Genomic DNA, 16,884 nt, shown 5'->3' with positions numbered 1-16,884 from the left:
CTCCGAATCCCGCCCGACAAAGCGGTCCAATCGGACGGGAAGCGCGGGTGAATGGGTGGCACAACTGGAACCACAGGCGCAGCGAGGCATGAAGTCTCCTCCGCAGGATCCCGCGGCGGCGGCCGCGGGAGAATCGAGAAGAAAAGGATTTCTCTATCGGTCGGTCCCCGTGGTCACGGCCGGCGCGCGCGTCAATTCCGGTCTACTGTGGACCGTTGGTATTGGCGCGGAGAAAGTCGGCCGGCGGTCAGAGTCCCCTGCGGGCGGGTCGATCGGCCTCGTAGAGCACGAGGATCGGTTTCGCCGATCGACCGTGCTCGAGTCCCGGCTGAATGGCGGTCGGATCCGCCTGCGGTGCGATGGGTGGCGTCGGTTTCGGCGCCACAAGGCCGCATCCAACGACGAATGTCATTGTGGCCATGGTGTTCACCGCCCAGTGGTCGGATACGTACCGTGCCTGAATTATTCGCAGTGGTGAGACCTGGCCAGGATAGGAGTCGCTCATCGGATGAGTCAAGCGTCAGGCCTCTGGTTTTGTGTTCGGGCAATCATCACGGGCCGCCCGTTGTCTTACCCGGTCGAGAGGTATTTGCTTCGGGGAACGATGTGATGTGCCCGTTCCGGTCGCGGCGATCGTCGCGCCGCATCAGGTGACCAGGAACGGCCGGTCCGGCCTGTGAACGGGTAGCCCACGGTGGCGGATTGACACCTTCGGGTGGCGTCGGTATAAGGCCGTAGGTGTTGTTCCCGACTTGACGGGGAATGGTGGGGCACTCGCTGCACCGTGCCGCCCTCCCTCGTATTCCGTTGACCCTCGAACCGCGGCTCGGTGATCGTGTTGTCGACCGCTCCGTTCGTCAGAATAGGGGAAACGTGTCATGACGCAGACCACCTTTCAGCTCACGCCTGAGTTGGTGAAGGCGGCCCAGGCCGCCATGCGGTCGCGCGATCGGGACGAGATTGCCAAATACTGGGATCCTGGCGTTCGGTTCCTCGTTCCCGGTAATCACCCCTACGCCGGCTGGCGGGAGGGTCTCGACGAGTTCATGTCGTTCCACAACAAGCTGGTCGAGCTGTCTGGTGGATCGATCAGGATGGAGATGTTTTCCGTACTGGTCAACGAGGACGGTTACTCGATCGATATGAATCGCTGTCACGCGACCAGGGTAGGCGCCGCGCCGGACAGCACCTCGCCCTATGACCAGATGCGATTCGAGGGCGTCGATGTGCTCAAGTGGGAGAACGGCCGGGTCGTCGAGGGCTACGCGGCCATTTTCGGCGAGGGGATGACCAACTGGAACCTTTTCCTGTCCCCGGTCACCGGCGACGGCCACCACGTCGCCGTCTGAGTCACGTCCCGGTGCCCGCGACTGTCGAGATGGGGCGTCGCGGGCACCTACTGGCCGGCCGCCGGCTGCTCACTCCGAGCCGCCCGCGCCCGCCGGTCGACCAGGTGTTCCACCGCGTTGAGCGGCACCAGCACCACGACGAGCAAGCACGGGGCCAGCACGGCGGGCGCCGACCACGCCACCGGCAGCAGGGCCAGCACGACCACCGCCGCCGCCGATCGGGTCATCGACCGGCCCGGCGACATGTGGAACTGGATCAGGCCGAAGGTCGCCAGGTACAGCGCGCAACCGCCGAACAGCAGTGCCGCCGCACCGGTGGACAGCTCATGGCCCGGGTGCGAGACCACTTCCTCGAGGCCGACCGCCACCGCCAGGATCGAGGCGATCAGCGCCAGGTGGCCGTAGGACAGCATCTGCCGGATGACGTCGGTCTGCACGGTCGTGGTCGCCAGCCGGTGGCGCATGGTGTCGGCGGCGAACACGAAGTACACCCACCACAGCGAGCAGGCCAGCACGAAGGCCACCGCGACCGCGACCATCGAGACCGGGCTCAGGTCCGGCTGCGCCGCGGCCGGCACGCCGACCGCCACGATCGACTCGCCCAGCGCGATGATGAGGAACAGTCCGAACCGCTCGGGCAGGTGCTCGGCGTGGAATCGGACGCCGGTCAGCCGCCTGCGGGTGAGCAGCGGCGTGGCCAGGTCCACCGCGGCGGCGACCGACCACACCGCCAGCCGGGCCGGGCCGTCGAGCAGCCCGCCGACCAGCATCAGCGGGCCGGTCACGTACAGCGCCACGCTGTACGGCGTGATCACCGTCCGGTCGCCCCAGAACACCAGGCCGGCCAGGATGATCCGGAGCGCGAAGTAGGCGGCGCCGAAGTACGCGCCACGCTCGCCGTAGGCGCCGGGCACCGCCAGCGCCATGAACATGCTGCACAGGCCGACGGCGAAGATGCCGAGCCGGCCGGCCAGGTTGTCCACGTCGTGCGTGTTGGCGTGCACCGAGGTGCCCACCCACGCCCAGTAGATCGGCACGAAGACGACCAGTGCGCGGCCGATGCCGGCCGGCGAGTGGTCGTGCAGCAGCAGCGCCGACACCTCGGTCAGGGCAAAGGCGAACACCAGGTCGAAGAACAGCTCCGCCCAGGTGACCCGTTTCTCCGCTTGCTCCGAAGTCATGCCGTCCCGTCGCGTCGCAGGCCGCGGTCGAACACGGTCGCCACCAGCAGCAGCGCCGACGCGGCCGCCAGCACCGCGGCCAGCGTGTGCAGTCCGGCGTCCGTGGCCCGCTGACCGTAGCTGATGCTGATCAGGCTGGTGGACAGGATCGCGCCGAGATACTGGGCGGTGCGCAGCAGGCCGGCGGCGGTGCCGATCTGGTCGGCCGGCGCCTGGCCGTACATCGCGGCCTGGTTGCCGACGATGTTGAGCCCGTTGGACACCCCGAACACGGCGCTGACCCCGACGAACGCCCAGATCGGCGTGTGCGCGTCGAACAGCAGCAGCCAGCAGCTGCCCACGACCAGGGCGACGGTGCCGATCACCAACGGCCGCAACACCTGTCGGCCCCGGGAGCCGAGCGCCGACAGCGGCACGGCCACCACGAACATCGCGGTCAGCACGCCGCCGGTGACCGCTGCGGTCTGGCCTGCCGCCTGCTCCAGCCACTGCGTCCAGCCGTAGATGAACCCGTAGGTGACGAGCAGGGTGACCGCGTAGCGGAGGTAGGTGACGCTCAGCGGGCGGTTGCGGGCCAGCATCCGCACGTCGATGAACGGCAGCCGGGCCCGCAGTTCCCACCACACCAACACGACCAGTAGCACGACCGCGATGCCCAGCAGGTACAGATCGGCAACGGCCGGCCTCATCAGGAAGATCAGCAGGGTGCTCATCGCCGCCGTGAACAGCGCGAGCCCGGGCGGGTCGAGCGCGTGCCACGCCGCGCCCTGCCCGTGGTCGAAACCCGGCTCGTCGCGGGGCAGCCAGAGCAGCGCGAACACCAGGCCGACCAGCGCGAGCGGCAGATTGACCAGGAAGGTCCACGGCCAGCCGCCGACCGCGATCAGCAGCCCGCCCAGCGGCGGGCCGATCGCCATGCTGGCCTGGCCGGCGATGGCCAGCGCGCCGAGCACGCCACCCGGCGTCGGCCGGTCCAGCCGCGCGGACTGGCGGCGCACCATGGCCATCGCCGCCGGATAGGCCGCCGAGGTGCCGACGCCGATGACCACCCGCGCGACGACCAGCAGCCAGATCGAGTTGCCGAGGAAGCCGAGCACGCCGCCGATCGCGACCAGCGCCAGGCCGACCAGGTAGATCCGCCGCGGGCCGAGCCGGTCGGCCAGCTTGCCCATGGTCGGCTGGCCGATCGCGGTCGCCAGGTACAGCCCCGACACCAGCCAGGCGGTGGTGTCCGTGCCGACACCGAAGGCCTGACCGATGGACACCAGCGCGATGGCGATGATCGAGGAGTTGATCGGGTTGAGCACCGAGCCGAGCGACACCGCGGTGACGAACCGGGGACCGAAGCCGATCTGCTCGGGGCTGGGATCGAACCTGCCGCGGCGCACGGCGCGGTCGGGCGATGTCATGGCGAGCCCCTCTCGACCCGCCCCATCCTCGCGGCTGGAGCGCGCACCATGTCAAACGGAACCGGTCAGGACAACACTTCCGCGATCCGGCGACCACACTTGTGGAAGTCGGCGCGGGATAGCCTCTTGCCATGGTCGTCGCCAAGCGTGCGGATGTGCCGCCGTTTCACGTGATGGATGTGGTGTCCGCCGCCGCCGAGCGCCAGCGGACGCACGGTGACGTCTTGTCGCTGGCCGCCGGCCAGCCGTCCACGCCGGCGCCGGCCCCGGTGCTGGCGGCGGCGCACCGCGCCCTGGAGACGCAGCCGTTCGGCTACACCGAGCAGCTGGGCATCCCGGAGCTGCGGGAGGCCATCGCCGGCCACTACAAGACCCGCTACGACCTGGACGTGTCGCCGGACTCGGTGATCGTGACCACCGGCTCCTCGGGCGCCTTCCTGTCGGCGTTCCTGGCCGCGTTCGACGCCGGCGACCGGGTGGCGCTGCCCCGGCCGGGCTATCCGGCCTACCGCAACATCCTGGCCGCCCTCGGCTGCGAGGTCGTCGACCTGCCCTGCGGCCCTGAGGTCGACTTCAAGCCGAGCGTCGAGATGCTGCAAGGCCTCGACATCGACGGCGTGGTGATCGCCAGCCCGGCCAACCCGACCGGCACGGTCCTCGAGGCCGATCGCCTGAAGGAGATCGCCACCTGGTGCGAGGAGAACGGCGTCCGCCTGGTCAGCGACGAGATCTACCACGGCATCAGCTACGGCGAGCCGCTGGACTGCGCCTGGCGGACCTCCCGCGAGGCGATCGTGGTGAACAGCTTCTCCAAGTACTTCTCGATGACCGGCTGGCGGCTGGGCTGGATGCTGGCCCCGCAGGAACTGACCCGGCCGGTCGATCGGCTCACCGGCAACTTCACGCTGTGCCCGCCCGCGCCCAGCCAGTACGCCGCGGTAGAGGCCTTCTCCCCCGAGTCGTACGCCGAGGTGGACGCGCACGTGCGGCGCTACCGGGCCAACCGGGACCTGCTGATCGGCGGCCTGGCCGAGCTGGGCATCGACAAGCTGGCCCCGGCCGACGGCGCGTTCTACGTCTACGCCGACATCTCGCACCTGACCGACGACACGATGGCCTGGTGCAAGCGTCTGCTGGCCGAGACCGGGCTGGCCATCGTGCCCGGCATCGACTTCGACCCGGTGCACGGCGACCGCTTCGTGCGGCTGTCCTTCGCCGGCGCCATGCTGGACATGCAGCGGGCCCTGGCCCGCCTCGGGGACTGGCTCCCGTAGGACCACTCAGGGCGACCCTGATCTGTCCCTGATCTGACGCCGAAACCCCGCCGTTCTCAGCAGGCGGATGGCAGGCTTGGGTCAAGGCAAGCTGATGAAGGAGTCCGTCATGGTGTTCGTCGCAATCATCGGTGTCCTGCTGATCGCGTGGCTCGTGATCGCGGTGCTCGGCGCGCTGCTCAAGGGCCTGTTCTGGCTCGCGATCGTCGGGGGGATCCTGTTCGTCGCCACCGCGGTCTACGGCGCGATCAAGAACAAGTCGCGAACCTGACCAGGGTGTCGGCCAGCTCGTCGGCCGACGTCCACAGGTGGGCGGTCCAGCCGGCGGCGACGGCACCGTCCACATTGGCCTGACGGTCGTCGACGAAGAGGCAGTCCGCCGCCCTGGCCCCCAGTTTGCCGACCAGGGCGGCGTAGATCTCGACGTCGGGCTTGGCCAGACCAAGGTCGCCGGAGAACACCAGGTGCGTGAAGTGCTCGGCCCACGGCTGGCGCTCGGCGACCCGGCCGAACGAACTGGGGGCGTTGGACAGCAGCGCCAGCCGGGCGCCGGCGCCGGCCAGCCGGCCGAGCAGCTTCACGGTGCGGTCGTCGGTGGGCAGCCAGCCCTCGATGTCCAGCCGCGTCAGGTCTTCGGACAGCGCAGCGTCCACGGAGACGCCCACGTGCGAGCAGACGGCCTGCCAGTAGTCGAGGTCCGGCAGGCCGCGGTCGTAGGCGTCGCGCTCGGACCAGTAGCCCGGTTCGAAAGCCTCCGCCGAGACGCCGACGCGGGCGGCCATCGCCGGAATTGCCTTGGTGTGCAGGCTGATCACGCCGCCGTAGTCGAAGACGAGCCAGCTCAACTGGCGCTCCCGACACGGTGCAGGGCGTCCTTCACGTCGGCCGTGCTGACGTCCCGGTGGGTGACGAAGCGGACCTGGCCCGACATCGGTCCGGTCTGAATACCCAGGCGCCCCAACATCTTGATGGCGTTGCGCAGGTCGGGCACCGCGGCCAGCACGATGTTGGTCTCCGGCGTCCGCACGCTCCAGCCGAGCTCGGTCAGGCCCTCGGCCAGCAGCTTGGCGTTGGCGTGGTCGTCGGCCAGGTCGTCGATACGGTCCAGCGCGACCAGCCCCGCCGCGGCCAGGATGCCGCCCTGCCGCACGCCGCCGCCCAGCATCTTGCGCACCCGTCGCGCCTCGGCGACGAACTCCTCGGTGCCGGCGACGACCGAACCGACCGGCGCGCCCAAACCCTTGCTCAGGCAGACCTGCACGGTGTCGACGCCGACGGCCAGCTCGGCCGGGGCGACACCGAGTGCGACCGAGGCGTTCCACAGCCGGGCGCCGTCCAGATGCACCCGCAGCCGGCATTCCCGCGCCGCCGCGACGAGCTGCATGTGCTCCCCCAACGGCATCACGGTGCCGCCGGCGCCGTTGTGGCTGTTCTCCAACGACAGCAACGTGGTCCTGAGGCCGTGGTACGGCGCCTCGCTGCCGGCGACGTCGTGGATGGCCGCGGCCGACATCCGGCCGGGGCCGGCGTCCCAGTCCATCGCGTACGGCATGCCGCCGGCGATCCAGGCCGCGGTGCCGAGCTCGTTGTCCAGCACGTGCGAGGAGTGCGCGGCCAGGAAGCGGTCGCCCCGGCGCAGGTGCAGGAACAGCGCGATCAGGTTGCCCATGCTGCCGCTGGGCACCCACAGCGCGGCCTCGGTGCCGAGCAGGCCGGCCACCCGCTCCTCGAGCGCACGCATCGTGGGGTCGTGTTCGAGCACGTCATCGGCCACCTCGGCGGAGGCCATCGCGGCGCGCATCGCCTCGTCCGGCTTGGTCACGGTGTCCGAGCGGAAGTCGAGCAGCGGCTGCTGGGTCACGGTCGGATCACACCACACCGGCCGCGACCGGCCTGCACCCACCCGTATGGCGGACGTCACGTGGGGCATGCAACCGTAGGAGCCGGCCTTTCCGTCCGGTAGGCGTCGACACGAGAAGTAGAGAGAGCCCGCGTGGACCAGCGCGACGAGCAGGAGTTCGCGGAGTACTTCGCGGCCCGGCGCGATGCCGTGCGCCGTACCGCGTACCTGATGTGCGGCGACTGGCACCGCGCGGACGATCTCGCCCAGACCGCGTTCGTCGCGCTGCACCGCAAGTGGAACAAGATCAGGGACAGGGAGGCCCTCGACGCCTACGTCCGCCGGACGGTGGTCCGCGCGGTCATCGACGAGTCGCGCCGCCCGTGGCGCCGGGAGCGGTTCACCGACCAGCTGCCCGACACCCCGACGGCGACGGCCGAGGTCGGCGACGCGGTCGCCACCCGGCACGTGCTGCTGGACGGGTTGCGCAAGGTGCCGCCGCGCCAGCGGGCGGTGCTGGTGCTGCGGTTCCTGGAGGGGCTGGACGTCGCCGCGGCGGCGAAGGTGCTCCGGTGCACCGAGGGCACCGTGAAGTCCCAGACCGCGCGCGGCCTCGAGGCGCTGCGCACGGAGCTGGGGGATGTCCTGGACGACTTGCGGCCGGCGACGTGACCGTGACGGGGAGGTGGAAGAACGGATGGATGACAAGCAGCTAGCCGAGAAGTTCCGGGACGCGGTCGGCGACGTGCCACCGCCGTCCTTCGACACCGACGACGTCGTGGTGGCCTCGAAGCGGGCGACGGCCCGCGCCCGCAAGCGTTTGCAGGCCGGTGCCGGCGTGGCGATCGGCGTGGTGCTCATCGGCGGCGCACTGACGCTGGTCAGGCCGTTCAGCGAGAGCAACGGCTCGATGACGTCTGCCGGCGGCGACGCGGCCGCGCCCAACGCGACCTCCCCGCTGTCGCTCAACCCGGGCTTCAACACCAACGAGGGCGGCGGCCCCAAGGTCCAGCCCAACACCCCGGACACCGGCAGCAGCGCCAACTGCGGCCAGCCCGACCAGGGCCTGGCCGCCGCGCTGGTCACCGAACTGCCGATCATCACGGGCAGCGAGGCGCAGGCCGCCGACGTGAGCTGCCCGGTCGGCGCGGCCGCAGTGGCCTTCCAGCTCACCGACGGGGCCAATTCCGGCAAGCTGGAGCTGGTCCTGGTGCCGGCGTCGGTGCCGAATGACCCGGGCACCGGCGGCAAGCCGGCGGTGCGGGTGGCCAAGGGCAGCGCGGTCACCGTGACGACCCACAACGGCGGTGCGCTGACGCTGGCCACGCTGCCGATCAACGGCTCGGCCGCCGGTCCGTACGTGAACCAGCTCGGCGACATCGCGGCCCGGCTCGCGGCCCGCTACTGACCACTGGCACCATCGCTGGGCATGACCGCCGCCAGCACCCCCAAGGGGAGCGACGCCGCCACGAACTGGTCGCCGCGGCCGCCGCCCTGCTCACCGAGGGCGGCTTCGACGCGATCCGGCACCGGGCCGTGGCCGAGCGGGCCGGCCTGCCGCTGGCCTCGACCACGTACTACTTCGACTCGCTGGACGAGCTGATCGAGGCCGCCGTAGAGCACGCCGGCCGGGCCGAGCTGGTGGCCGGTCGGGAGCGGCTGGCCCGGCTGCACGGCGGCGAGCCGGTCGACGTGATCGAGTTCGCGCTGGACCTGCTGGTCGGCGACGCCGACAGCCAGGCCGTGATGCTGCGCTACGAGCGGCTGGTCGGCACCAGCCGGCGGCCCTACCTGCGGCCGCTGATGCGGCAGCTGGGCAAGGAGCTGCACCAGCTGCTGCTGGACATCCTCACCGCCGGCGGGTTCCGGATGGACGACGAGCGGATCGATCAGTTGATCTCCGTGGTGGACGGGGCCGTGGTCAACGCCCTGATCGAGGTACACCCCGATCCGCGCCAGGCGGCCCGGCGGATGCTGCTTTCGGTCATGCCGGACCTGGCGGCGCATTAAGCTCTCGGTACGTGACGACCAAGCCGCTCATTCCCAACGTGCTCGCCGGCCGCTACGCGTCGGCCCAGCTGGTCGGCCTCTGGTCGCCGGAACACAAGGTCGTGCTGGAGCGCCGGCTGTGGCTCGCCGTGCTCAAGGCCCAGGCCGAGCTGGGCATCGACGTGCCGGCGACCGCCGTTGCCGACTACGAGCGGGTGCTCGACCAGGTCGACCTGGCCTCCATCGCCGAGCGCGAGCGGGTGACCCGGCACGACGTGAAGGCCCGGATCGAGGAGTTCAACGCCCTGGCCGGCCACGAGCAGGTGCACAAGGGCATGACCTCCCGCGACCTGACCGAGAACGTCGAGCAGCTCCAGGTCCGCCAGTCGCTCGAGTTCATCCAGGGCAAGGTGGCGGCGCTGCTGGCCCGGCTGGCCCGGCTCGCGGTCGAGCACACCGACCTGGTGATGGCCGGCCGCTCGCACAACGTGGCCGCGCAGGCCACCACCCTGGGCAAGCGGTTCGCCACCGCGGCCGACGAGCTGCACGTGGCCTTCGGGCGGCTGGACGACCTGCTGGAGCGCTACCCGCTGCGCGGCGTGAAGGGCCCGGTCGGCACCGCCCAGGACATGCTGGACCTGCTCGGCGGGGACGCGGCCAAGCTGGCCTCGCTGGAGCACAAGGTGGCCGAGTTCCTCGGCTTCCGCCGGGTGCTCACCAGCGTCGGCCAGGTGTATCCGCGGTCGCTGGACTTCGACGTGTTGTCCGCGCTGGTGCAGCTGGCCGCGGCGCCGTCCAGCCTGGCCAAGACGATCCGGCTGATGGCCGGGCACGAGCTGGTCACCGAGGGTTTCAAGCCGGGCCAGGTCGGCTCGAGCGCGATGCCGCACAAGATGAACACCCGGTCCTGCGAGCGGGTCAACGGCCTGACCGTGATCCTGCGCGGCTACCTGGCCATGACCGGCGAGCTGGCCGGTGACCAGTGGAACGAGGGTGACGTGTCCTGCTCGGTGGTGCGCCGGGTCGCGCTGCCGGACGCGTTCTTCGCACTGGACGGCCTGCTGGAGACCATGCTGACCGTGCTGGACGAGTTCGGTGCGTACCCGGCGGTCGTCGCCCGCGAGCTGGACCGCTACCTGCCGTTCCTGGCCACGACCAAGGTGCTGATGGCCTCCGTACGGGCCGGTGTCGGCCGGGAGACCGCGCACGAGGCGATCAAGGAGAACGCCGTCGCGGTCGCGCTGGCCATGCGGGAGCAGGGCCTCGAGCGCAACGACCTGCTGGACCGGCTGGCCGCCGACCAGCGCATCCCGCTGGACCGGGCCCAGCTCGACGAGCTGCTGGCCGACCGGCTGTCGTTCACCGGTGTGGCCGGGGCGCAGGTCGACGCCGTGGCCGCGGACATCGCCAAGTCGCTGGAGCGGTTCCCGGACTCGGCCGGCTACGTGCCGGAGCCGATCCTGTGAGCGTCGCAATGAATGTTCAGGTCTCGGCCCTGGTCAGCTATCCGATCAAGGGCTGCGCCGGAACCACGGCGCGCACCGCTGTCGTCACGCCGACCGGCCTGCGGCACGACCGGTCGTGGATGGTCGTCGATGCCGACGGCGTGTTCCGCAGCCAGCGCAACGAGCCGAAACTGGCCGTCGTGCACCCGTCTGTGGTCGACGGGCAGCTGCGGGTCTCCGCGCCGGACATCGAGGACCTGGTCCTCGACGTCGTGCCCGATGGGCAGCGCCGGCCGGTCCGCGTGCACAAGTGGGACGGCGTGGGCGTCGACCAGGGCGACGTGGCCGCTGACTGGTTCAGCGAGGTGCTCGGTGAGCAGTCCCGGCTGGTCGGGCTGCCGCCGGAGCACACTCGGCCGTCCCGCGGCGAGACCGAGGGGCTGGTCGGCTTCGCCGACGCGCACGCGCTGCTGGTGACCTCGCTGGCCTCGCTGGACGGCCTCAACGAGCGGATCCTGGCCCGCGGCGCCGAGCCGGTGCCGATGGACCGGTTCCGGCCGAACATCGTGATCAGCGGCTGGCCCGAGCCGCACACCGAGGACCAGGTGCGCCGGATGAGCATCGGCGATGCCGAGTTCGGCTATGCCATGGTCTGCGTGCGCTGCGCCGTGCCCATGGTCGACCAGGACACCGGCCGCAAGGCCGGACCGGAGCCGATCCGCTCGCTGGCCCAGTACCGGCGCGACCCCGACGGCGGGGTCACGTTCGGCATGAAGGCTGTCGTGCTGCGGCCCGGCACCGTCACGGTCGGCGACGACGTGCTGGTCGGCCGGTGGTCGGACGTGGCTAGCTACGCAGCCGAACCCGCCTGACCCGGTAGTCCGGCGACAGCGTCAGCTCGCGGCCGCCGCGCAAGGTGATCCGCACCAGGTCGTCGGGTTCCGGCCGGGTGTCGGCCACCTGCGCGGCCGGCCCGATGCCGCCGTACGGTCGGAACCAGTCGTCCGGCCGCAGCTCCGACGCCGGTGCGGAATCCAGGTTGACGACGCGTGAACTTGGCTGCACGTAACGGATCCACACCACCCACAGGCCGAAACCGGTTACCGCGCCCGGGATCGGCAGCCACGGCACGCCGAACGGCAGGGCCAGCAGGCCCATCGCCAGCGCCGGCCACACGCCCGAGCTCACCGGCACCCGCCCGAACTGCAGCCATCCCGTTGTCCGCACCATGCCGTTGGGACGCAACCCGCGCGGCGTCCGGCCGTCGGGCAGTCGCGCGGTCATGCGGGGTGAATACGCCGCTGTCTCGCCGCCGTTTCGTGGCGCTGACCGGGTTCACTCGAACAGCCGGGTGACCGTGCACCTAGTCGCGCAGCTCCACCGGCCGCACCCACAGGCCCGGCGGCAGCGGCAGCTGGTGGTCGCCGTGCAGCCAGACCCGCAGCCGGCCGGCGTTGTCCACTTCCAGCTCCTCGACCTCGCCGACCGGCCCGGCCGTGCCGTAGAGCCGGACCCACTCGCCGGGCCACAGCTCGGTCGCCGGCTTGGCGTCCAGGTTCACCACCCGCGACGCCGGCCGCAGTCGGCGGACCCAGACCTTCCAGCCGGCGAAGGCCAGTGCGGCGGCGAGGAAGGGCAGCCAGGACGACCCGAACGGGACGGTGAGGAAGAAGCCGGCCAGCACGGCCCACAGGCCGGAGCTGATCGGCGTCCGGCCGATCTGAAGCCAGCCGGTGGTGCGCACGATTCCGTTGGGGCGCAGGCCGTGCGGCGTCTCGACGCGGGGCAGTTGCATGGTCATGCGGCCCTCCAGAGAAGCCTCGAGTCGAGCAGCCCCCGGCTGCACACCATGGGTTGTCCGGAGGCGGTGACGCCGGTCGCGCCTTCCGGCGAGCAGGGTGCGCCGGCCGTCACGTAAGCGGGCTCGCTCGGCGGCGGGGCCGGCGTCACGGTCGTCGTGGTCGTCACGTGGGTGACCGGCGGCGGCTGGTGCGTGGTCGGCGGGGGTGCCTGCTTCGTCGTCATGGTGATCGGCAGTTCCGTGGTGACGGACTCGCTGGTCGTGACGGTGGTCGGCGTCTCGCTGCTGGTCGCCGTGGTCGTCGTGGCGGCGGTGCTGGTGACCGCGACGACGGGCTGCGGGGTGCCGGGTTGCCGGGCCGGCGCGGTCGGGGCGACCAGCCCGGTGATGATCATGAAAGCCGTGACGCCGCCGCCCAACGACACGAGCAGCCGCGACCACACCGGCGTCCGCCACCACCAGCGAGCGAGCGCGGAGGGGACCGGGGCAGGGAAAACGGTCATGTACGGGAAAATCGGCATTCGCACCAGCGCTGTTAGGCCGATCGGGTCGGGTTCACCCGAACGAGCTAAAGTGGCGGCAGGTTAGGCTGCCGCTCGTGCCCGCTCTCACTGACTATGCGCAGATCGCCGCCGGCAAGGTCCGCGAGCTCTACCGGGTGGACGACGAGCTGCTGCTGCTGGTCGCGTCCGACCGGATCTCGGCCTACGACTGGGTGCTGCCCACGGCGATCCCGGACAAGGGCGCGGTGCTGACCGCGATGAGCGTGTTCTGGTTCGAGGCGCTGGGCGACATCGTGCCCAACCACCTGGTCTCCGACGACGACGCCCGCATCCCGGCCGAGGTGCGCGGACGCGCGCTGCTGGTGCGCAGCCTGGACATGATCCAGTACGAGTGCGTCGCCCGCGGCTACCTGACCGGCTCCGGCCTGGTCGACTACAAGAACACCGGCGCGGTGTGCGGCGTGCGGCTGCCGTCGGGGCTGGTGGAGGCGTCCAAGCTGGACGAGCCGATCTTCACGCCGGCCACCAAGGCGCCGCTGGGCGAGCACGACGAGAACATCACCTTCGAGCAGATGGCCGCCGACGGCGCCGAAGAGGCCGCTGAGCTGCGGGAACTCACGCTGGCGGTGTACCGGCGCGGGGCCGAGATCGCCGAGAAGGCGGGCGTCATCCTGGCCGACACCAAGCTGGAGTTCGGGCGCGACGCGAACGGCCGCATCGTGCTGGGCGACGAGGTGCTGACCCCGGACTCGTCCCGCTACTGGCCGGCGGAGAGCTACCAGGCCGGCCACGTGCAGCCCTCCTACGACAAGCAGTACGTGCGCGACTGGCTGACCTCGCCGGCCTCGGGCTGGGACCGCAAGTCCGACACCCCGCCCCCGCCGCTGCCGGCCGAGGTCGTCGAGCAGACCAGGGCGAAGTACGTGGAGGCCTACGAAAGGGTCACCGGCAAACGGTTCTGACAGGGTTCGCCGACGCGACACCTCACCGTCAGGCCGGGGCCATGCCGGTGCTGCGCACTTAACGGGTGAGCTCCCGGCTGGTTGTCTCGCTGTCCGGCATCAACGCGAAGACGCTCGCGCAGGCCACCGGATTGGCCGCCGAGATGGATTCCCGTGGGGTGCCGCTGTCGCTGCTGGTCGCCCCGCGGGTGGACCGGCAGTCGGCGGACTCGCCCGCGCTGCGGTGGGTCCGCGGCCGAGCCGCCGGCGGCGACGCCGTCGTGCTGCACGGCCTCGACCACGACCTCGACCCCTGCCGGCGGACGCTGGTGATCCGCCGCCAGGCCGAGTTCGCCGCGCTGCCCGCGCACGAGGCGAACCTGCGCCTGGTCGCGGCCCGAGCCCTGTTGGAACGCCTCGACCTGCGTACCGACTACTTCGCGCCGCCGCGCTGGCTGGCCTCCAACGGCACGCTGATCGCGTTGCGCCGTCACGGTTTCCGGCTCTGCGCCGACGTGACGGCAGTGCGCGACCTGCACAACGGCGTGGTCATCCCGGGCCGGGTGCACGGTCTCGCCCGTACCGAGCGGGGCGAGCAGTGGCTGTGCTGGGCGCTGGTGCTCGGCGTCGCGCGGACCGCCCGCCGCGGCGGCCTGGTGCGCATCGCGGTGGACGCCGGTGATCTGCACCGGCCCGGGCCCCGGCAGGCGGTGCTGGACGCGATCGACATCGCCCTGCACCACCGCGCCGAGCCCATGACCTATGCGGGACTACACCTTCGTCGCCTCGCCGTGAGCTAGCTTCACGATCTCGATGGTGTCCGGCTTGGTCATGTTGAGCCAGTTCATCGTGATGCCAAGGCCGATCTCGCTGTGCACCGCCTCGTGGATGGGCACCGCGACCCGCGGCGCGACCGCCTTGGCGAAGTCGATCGCCTCGGACAGCTTCAGCCACGGGCCCGAGACCGGCAGGCCGAGCACGTCGACGCCGGAGACCACGTCGGCCACCGAGTCGCCGGGGTGCAGGAACGCGCCGCCGTCGACCAGGTAGCCGACGTTGGTGATGCCGGGCTTGTCGCCGTAGATGTCGGCGTGCCGGCCGCCGACCACGTCCACCGTCGCGCCCGCGATGGTCAGCTTGTCGCCGGGGTTGGCGACGGTGTGCGCAAGGCCCAGTTTCTTGACGGTCTCGACGGAGTCCGGATCCACGACCAGTTTCGCGCCCGGGTTGGCCGCCAGCAGCGCCGGCAGCCGCTTCTCGTCGAGGTGGTCGAAGTGCTGGTGGGTGATCAGCACCGCGTCCAGGCCCTCGGTCTGCTCGAAGCCGGCGGAGAACAGGCCCGGGTCGATCAAGAGCCGGGCCGAGCCGGTGTCCAGCAGCACGCACGCGTGTCCGAAGTGGACGATTTGCATGGATGGCTCCTTCGCTCTGCGTCGACAACCACCCTATGCCTGGAGCTTGTCCAGGACCTCGCGTTCCTGCGCGAGCGTGAGGCCGGCTTTGCGCTCCCGGTCGAGGCCCAGCTTCTCTTCCGTGGCCAGCGCCCCACGCACCTGGTCCTCGAACGGCCGGAACGTGAGCCCGGCGGCGACCGGCCCCGCGGTGTCACGGGACGTGTAGGCGACGTCCTCGGCCGGCAGCCACAGCGGCAGCGACCGCGGGCCGGACCAGGGCTGGATGTCGTTGTCCGCCAACTGTTTCGAGCTCGCCAGCACGACCTCGGTGCCGGCCGGCGCGACCAGTTCCCTGATCCAGTCCAGCACATCGGCCAGCGGCCGCGACGGTCCGATGGCGTCGTGCGTGCCGACCAGCCGGTTCTCACTCGCCGTGACGATCCAGTCGGCCAGGTCGCGGACGTCGATGTGTTGGCTCAGCTCGCCTTCGTCGGCCGGCACCAGCACCTGGCCGCCGCGGGCGAACCGGCCCGGCCAGTAGCCGAAGCGGTCGCTGCCGTCGCCGGGGCCGGTGATCAAACCGGGCCGCACGATGAACGCCCGGTCACCGAGGTGCTCACTGACCTCCTGCTCGCTGGCCACCTTGATCCCGCCGTACTTCGACAGGTCGTCCCGGCCGTCCTCCGGCAACGGCTCCAGCAGCCGGTCGGTCACTTCGGTCAGGTCGGCGTACACGCTGATGGTGGACACGAATGTCCAGTGCGGCGCGGTCGGCCCGAGCGTCCGCACGGCGTCGCGTACCCACGGATAGGAGATTTTCGCCACGTCCACCACCGCGTCGAACGGCTCCCCGGCCAGCGCGGCCAGGCCGTCCGGCGCGTCCCGCTCCACCGGCACGAGCGTCGCCCCCGGTGGCACGCCGCCGCTCGTCCCCCGCGCCGCGCACACCACTTCGTGCCCACGCCGCAGCGCTTCCGCCGCCACCGCGTGGCCGACGAACACCGTCCCGCCCAGTACCAGTAGTCGCATGGCTCACACCCTCGACCCGCGCCACCGCCCCCGCCACCCGTCTCGCGCTGGGCGAACGCCGAGGTCTAACCGGTCGATCGATTCAGCTCAAGTCGGCACGAGTCGATCACTGATCGGTGAGTGTGCACGCCTTCGTCGACCAGTCCCGCCGCGGCGACATCTATCTGGTGGTCGCGGCCCTGGTCGATCCCCGAGATCTCAAAAGGCTCCGCAAGCTGCTGTCCGGATTGCTGTTCGCCGGTCAGCGGGAACTGCATTTCAAGAAGGAGACCCCGCAACGCCGCAGGCTGATCATCTCCGCGCTGGTCGAGGCTGGCGCGCAAGCGCATGTGTACCTGAGCCCGTGCGGCCGCGCCGACGAGAAGGCACGCCAGGCGTGCCTGTCGCGGCTCACCGATGACCTGCTCGATCTGCGCGCGGGCCGGCTTGTGCTGGACAGCCGGGCCGACCGGGACATTCATGACGTGCGCACGATCCGCGACACCCTCGGCAAGCGGCCAAGTGAGTCGAACCTCACGTATGAGCACCTGAGCGGGGGTCGGGAGCAGCTCCTGTGGGTGGCCGACGCTGTGGCCTGGTGTTTTGGGGCCGGGGGTGACTGGTTTCGCCGAGCCGCTCCGCTGGTCGGCAGGACCGTCGAGGTCACCGGCTCCACATAGCGCAAAGCCCAGCCGTCGACCGTCCGGACGTTGGCTGGGCTCACTTCCTCGGCCTACGGGGCCTCGGCGA

General features: G+C 70.9%; 20 protein-coding genes. 11 read left to right on the top strand and 9 right to left on the bottom strand.

Going from position 1 to position 16,884, the window contains the following annotated elements; translation table 11 throughout:
* The first annotated feature begins 878 nt into the window (after window positions 1–878).
* Window positions 879–1,349 carry a nuclear transport factor 2 family protein gene (locus tag M3Q35_RS32715; protein WP_273936392.1) on the top strand — a complete coding sequence of 157 codons (471 nt, stop codon included), beginning with the start codon at window positions 879–881 and terminating at the stop codon, window positions 1,347–1,349.
* A 47-nt stretch (window positions 1,350–1,396) separates the two neighbouring features.
* On the opposite strand, the gene M3Q35_RS32710 is transcribed toward M3Q35_RS32715, so the two are convergent.
* A complete protein-coding gene (locus M3Q35_RS32710; protein ID WP_273936391.1) occupies window positions 1,397–2,530 on the bottom strand; it encodes a low temperature requirement protein A in 1,134 nt (377 codons plus the stop codon).
* Window positions 2,527–3,939 carry an MFS transporter gene (locus tag M3Q35_RS32705; protein WP_273936390.1) on the bottom strand — a complete coding sequence of 471 codons (1,413 nt, stop codon included), beginning with the start codon at window positions 3,937–3,939 and terminating at the stop codon, window positions 2,527–2,529. The genes M3Q35_RS32710 and M3Q35_RS32705 overlap by 4 nt, the downstream gene beginning before the upstream one ends.
* Window positions 3,940–4,070: 131 nt before the next feature.
* On the opposite strand from M3Q35_RS32705, the gene M3Q35_RS32700 reads away from it, so the two are divergent.
* Window positions 4,071–5,213, top strand: coding sequence for a pyridoxal phosphate-dependent aminotransferase (locus tag M3Q35_RS32700; protein WP_273936389.1), 1,143 nt, complete (start codon window positions 4,071–4,073; stop codon window positions 5,211–5,213).
* A 109-nt stretch (window positions 5,214–5,322) separates the two neighbouring features.
* Window positions 5,323–5,484: a hypothetical protein gene (locus M3Q35_RS32695; protein WP_273936388.1), complete on the top strand. Its 162-nt coding sequence runs from the start codon at window positions 5,323–5,325 to the stop codon at window positions 5,482–5,484.
* Here M3Q35_RS32695 and M3Q35_RS32690 read toward each other — a convergent pair.
* Together M3Q35_RS32690 and M3Q35_RS32685 are read right to left on the bottom strand one after the other, a co-directional pair.
* Complete coding sequence (locus M3Q35_RS32690) at window positions 5,462–6,058, bottom strand: HAD family hydrolase (RefSeq protein WP_273936387.1); 597 nt, start codon at window positions 6,056–6,058, stop codon at window positions 5,462–5,464. The two genes, M3Q35_RS32695 and M3Q35_RS32690, sit on opposite strands and share 23 nt — an antisense overlap.
* Window positions 6,055–7,074 (bottom strand): threonine aldolase family protein, encoded by a 1,020-nt coding sequence (locus M3Q35_RS32685; protein ID WP_273936386.1) that lies wholly within the window; start codon window positions 7,072–7,074, stop codon window positions 6,055–6,057. Before M3Q35_RS32685 ends, M3Q35_RS32690 begins: the two co-directional genes overlap by 4 nt.
* 132 nt (window positions 7,075–7,206) lie before the next feature.
* On the opposite strand from M3Q35_RS32685, the gene M3Q35_RS32680 reads away from it, so the two are divergent.
* Genes M3Q35_RS32680 through M3Q35_RS32660 form a run of 5 tightly spaced genes read left to right on the top strand, consistent with a single transcriptional unit; the run spans window position 7,207 to window position 11,359 of the window.
* The gene (locus M3Q35_RS32680) at window positions 7,207–7,725 is read left to right on the top strand and encodes a SigE family RNA polymerase sigma factor (RefSeq protein ID WP_273936385.1); all 519 of its coding nucleotides are present in this window, start codon (window positions 7,207–7,209) and stop codon (window positions 7,723–7,725) included.
* Window positions 7,726–7,750: 25 nt separating this feature from the next.
* Entirely contained in the window at window positions 7,751–8,461 is a 711-nt protein-coding gene (locus M3Q35_RS32675) for a hypothetical protein (protein WP_273936384.1), read from the top strand.
* Window positions 8,458–9,063, top strand: coding sequence for a TetR/AcrR family transcriptional regulator (locus tag M3Q35_RS32670; protein WP_420704781.1), 606 nt, complete (start codon window positions 8,458–8,460; stop codon window positions 9,061–9,063). Before M3Q35_RS32675 ends, M3Q35_RS32670 begins: the two co-directional genes overlap by 4 nt.
* 11 nt (window positions 9,064–9,074) lie before the next feature.
* Window positions 9,075–10,508: an adenylosuccinate lyase gene (gene purB / locus M3Q35_RS32665; protein ID WP_273936383.1), complete on the top strand. Its 1,434-nt coding sequence runs from the start codon at window positions 9,075–9,077 to the stop codon at window positions 10,506–10,508.
* Between the two features lie 8 nt (window positions 10,509–10,516).
* Window positions 10,517–11,359, top strand: coding sequence for an MOSC domain-containing protein (locus tag M3Q35_RS32660; RefSeq protein ID WP_273944542.1), 843 nt, complete (start codon window positions 10,517–10,519; stop codon window positions 11,357–11,359).
* Here M3Q35_RS32660 and M3Q35_RS32655 read toward each other — a convergent pair.
* From M3Q35_RS32655 to M3Q35_RS32645, 3 genes are all read right to left on the bottom strand, one after another.
* Window positions 11,334–11,771: a Hint domain-containing protein gene (locus M3Q35_RS32655; RefSeq protein ID WP_273936382.1), complete on the bottom strand. Its 438-nt coding sequence runs from the start codon at window positions 11,769–11,771 to the stop codon at window positions 11,334–11,336. The two genes, M3Q35_RS32660 and M3Q35_RS32655, sit on opposite strands and share 26 nt — an antisense overlap.
* Window positions 11,772–11,850: 79 nt before the next feature.
* Window positions 11,851–12,288, bottom strand: a complete 438-nt coding sequence (locus M3Q35_RS32650; protein ID WP_273936381.1) for a hypothetical protein — start codon at window positions 12,286–12,288, stop codon at window positions 11,851–11,853.
* Window positions 12,285–12,791: a hypothetical protein gene (locus M3Q35_RS32645; RefSeq protein WP_273936380.1), complete on the bottom strand. Its 507-nt coding sequence runs from the start codon at window positions 12,789–12,791 to the stop codon at window positions 12,285–12,287. Before M3Q35_RS32645 ends, M3Q35_RS32650 begins: the two co-directional genes overlap by 4 nt.
* Before the next feature lie 95 nt (window positions 12,792–12,886).
* Between M3Q35_RS32645 and M3Q35_RS32640 the strand changes: the two genes are divergently transcribed.
* Together M3Q35_RS32640 and M3Q35_RS32635 are read left to right on the top strand one after the other, a co-directional pair.
* The gene (locus M3Q35_RS32640) at window positions 12,887–13,753 is read left to right on the top strand and encodes a phosphoribosylaminoimidazolesuccinocarboxamide synthase (protein ID WP_273936379.1); all 867 of its coding nucleotides are present in this window, start codon (window positions 12,887–12,889) and stop codon (window positions 13,751–13,753) included.
* A 65-nt stretch (window positions 13,754–13,818) separates the two neighbouring features.
* On the top strand, window positions 13,819–14,532 hold the full coding sequence (locus tag M3Q35_RS32635) for a DUF2334 domain-containing protein (RefSeq protein WP_273936378.1): 714 nt from the start codon (window positions 13,819–13,821) through the stop codon (window positions 14,530–14,532).
* Here M3Q35_RS32635 and M3Q35_RS32630 read toward each other — a convergent pair.
* Together M3Q35_RS32630 and M3Q35_RS32625 are read right to left on the bottom strand one after the other, a co-directional pair.
* Entirely contained in the window at window positions 14,503–15,144 is a 642-nt protein-coding gene (locus M3Q35_RS32630) for an MBL fold metallo-hydrolase (RefSeq protein ID WP_273936377.1), read from the bottom strand. The genes M3Q35_RS32635 and M3Q35_RS32630 overlap by 30 nt on opposite strands.
* 33 nt (window positions 15,145–15,177) lie before the next feature.
* Entirely contained in the window at window positions 15,178–16,155 is a 978-nt protein-coding gene (locus tag M3Q35_RS32625; RefSeq protein WP_273936376.1) for an NAD-dependent epimerase/dehydratase family protein, read from the bottom strand.
* Between the two features lie 116 nt (window positions 16,156–16,271).
* Here M3Q35_RS32625 and M3Q35_RS32620 point away from each other — a divergent pair, with 116 nt between their 5' ends.
* Window positions 16,272–16,814, top strand: coding sequence for a hypothetical protein (locus tag M3Q35_RS32620; protein ID WP_273936375.1), 543 nt, complete (start codon window positions 16,272–16,274; stop codon window positions 16,812–16,814).
* Window positions 16,815–16,884: the final 70 nt, after the last annotated feature.

The sequence above is a fragment of the Kutzneria chonburiensis genome (assembly GCF_028622115.1).
GTDB lineage: Bacteria > Actinomycetota > Actinomycetes > Mycobacteriales > Pseudonocardiaceae > Kutzneria > Kutzneria chonburiensis.
The sequence above is the reverse complement of the archived record's forward strand: the minus strand, read 5'-3'. Positions and strand labels throughout refer to the sequence as shown.

Bases quoted from the DNA above. Each gene is read 5' to 3' on its own strand.
- M3Q35_RS32705 (WP_273936390.1), bottom strand. From the start codon at position 3,939: ATGACATCGCCCGACCGCGCCGTGCGCCGCGGCAGGTTCGATCCCAGC.
- M3Q35_RS32650 (WP_273936381.1), bottom strand. From the start codon at position 12,288: ATGACCATGCAACTGCCCCGCGTCGAGACGCCGCACGGCCTGCGCCCC.
- M3Q35_RS32715 (WP_273936392.1), top strand. From the start codon at position 879: ATGACGCAGACCACCTTTCAGCTCACGCCTGAGTTGGTGAAGGCGGCC.
- M3Q35_RS32710 (WP_273936391.1), bottom strand. From the start codon at position 2,530: ATGACTTCGGAGCAAGCGGAGAAACGGGTCACCTGGGCGGAGCTGTTC.
- M3Q35_RS32655 (WP_273936382.1), bottom strand. From the start codon at position 11,771: ATGACCGCGCGACTGCCCGACGGCCGGACGCCGCGCGGGTTGCGTCCC.
- M3Q35_RS32645 (WP_273936380.1), bottom strand. From the start codon at position 12,791: ATGACCGTTTTCCCTGCCCCGGTCCCCTCCGCGCTCGCTCGCTGGTGG.
- M3Q35_RS32630 (WP_273936377.1), bottom strand. From the start codon at position 15,144: ATGCAAATCGTCCACTTCGGACACGCGTGCGTGCTGCTGGACACCGGC.
- M3Q35_RS32675 (WP_273936384.1), top strand. From the start codon at position 7,751: ATGGATGACAAGCAGCTAGCCGAGAAGTTCCGGGACGCGGTCGGCGAC.
- M3Q35_RS32660 (WP_273944542.1), top strand. From the start codon at position 10,517: ATGAATGTTCAGGTCTCGGCCCTGGTCAGCTATCCGATCAAGGGCTGC.
- M3Q35_RS32700 (WP_273936389.1), top strand. From the start codon at position 4,071: ATGGTCGTCGCCAAGCGTGCGGATGTGCCGCCGTTTCACGTGATGGAT.
- M3Q35_RS32625 (WP_273936376.1), bottom strand. From the start codon at position 16,155: ATGCGACTACTGGTACTGGGCGGGACGGTGTTCGTCGGCCACGCGGTG.
- M3Q35_RS32695 (WP_273936388.1), top strand. From the start codon at position 5,323: ATGGTGTTCGTCGCAATCATCGGTGTCCTGCTGATCGCGTGGCTCGTG.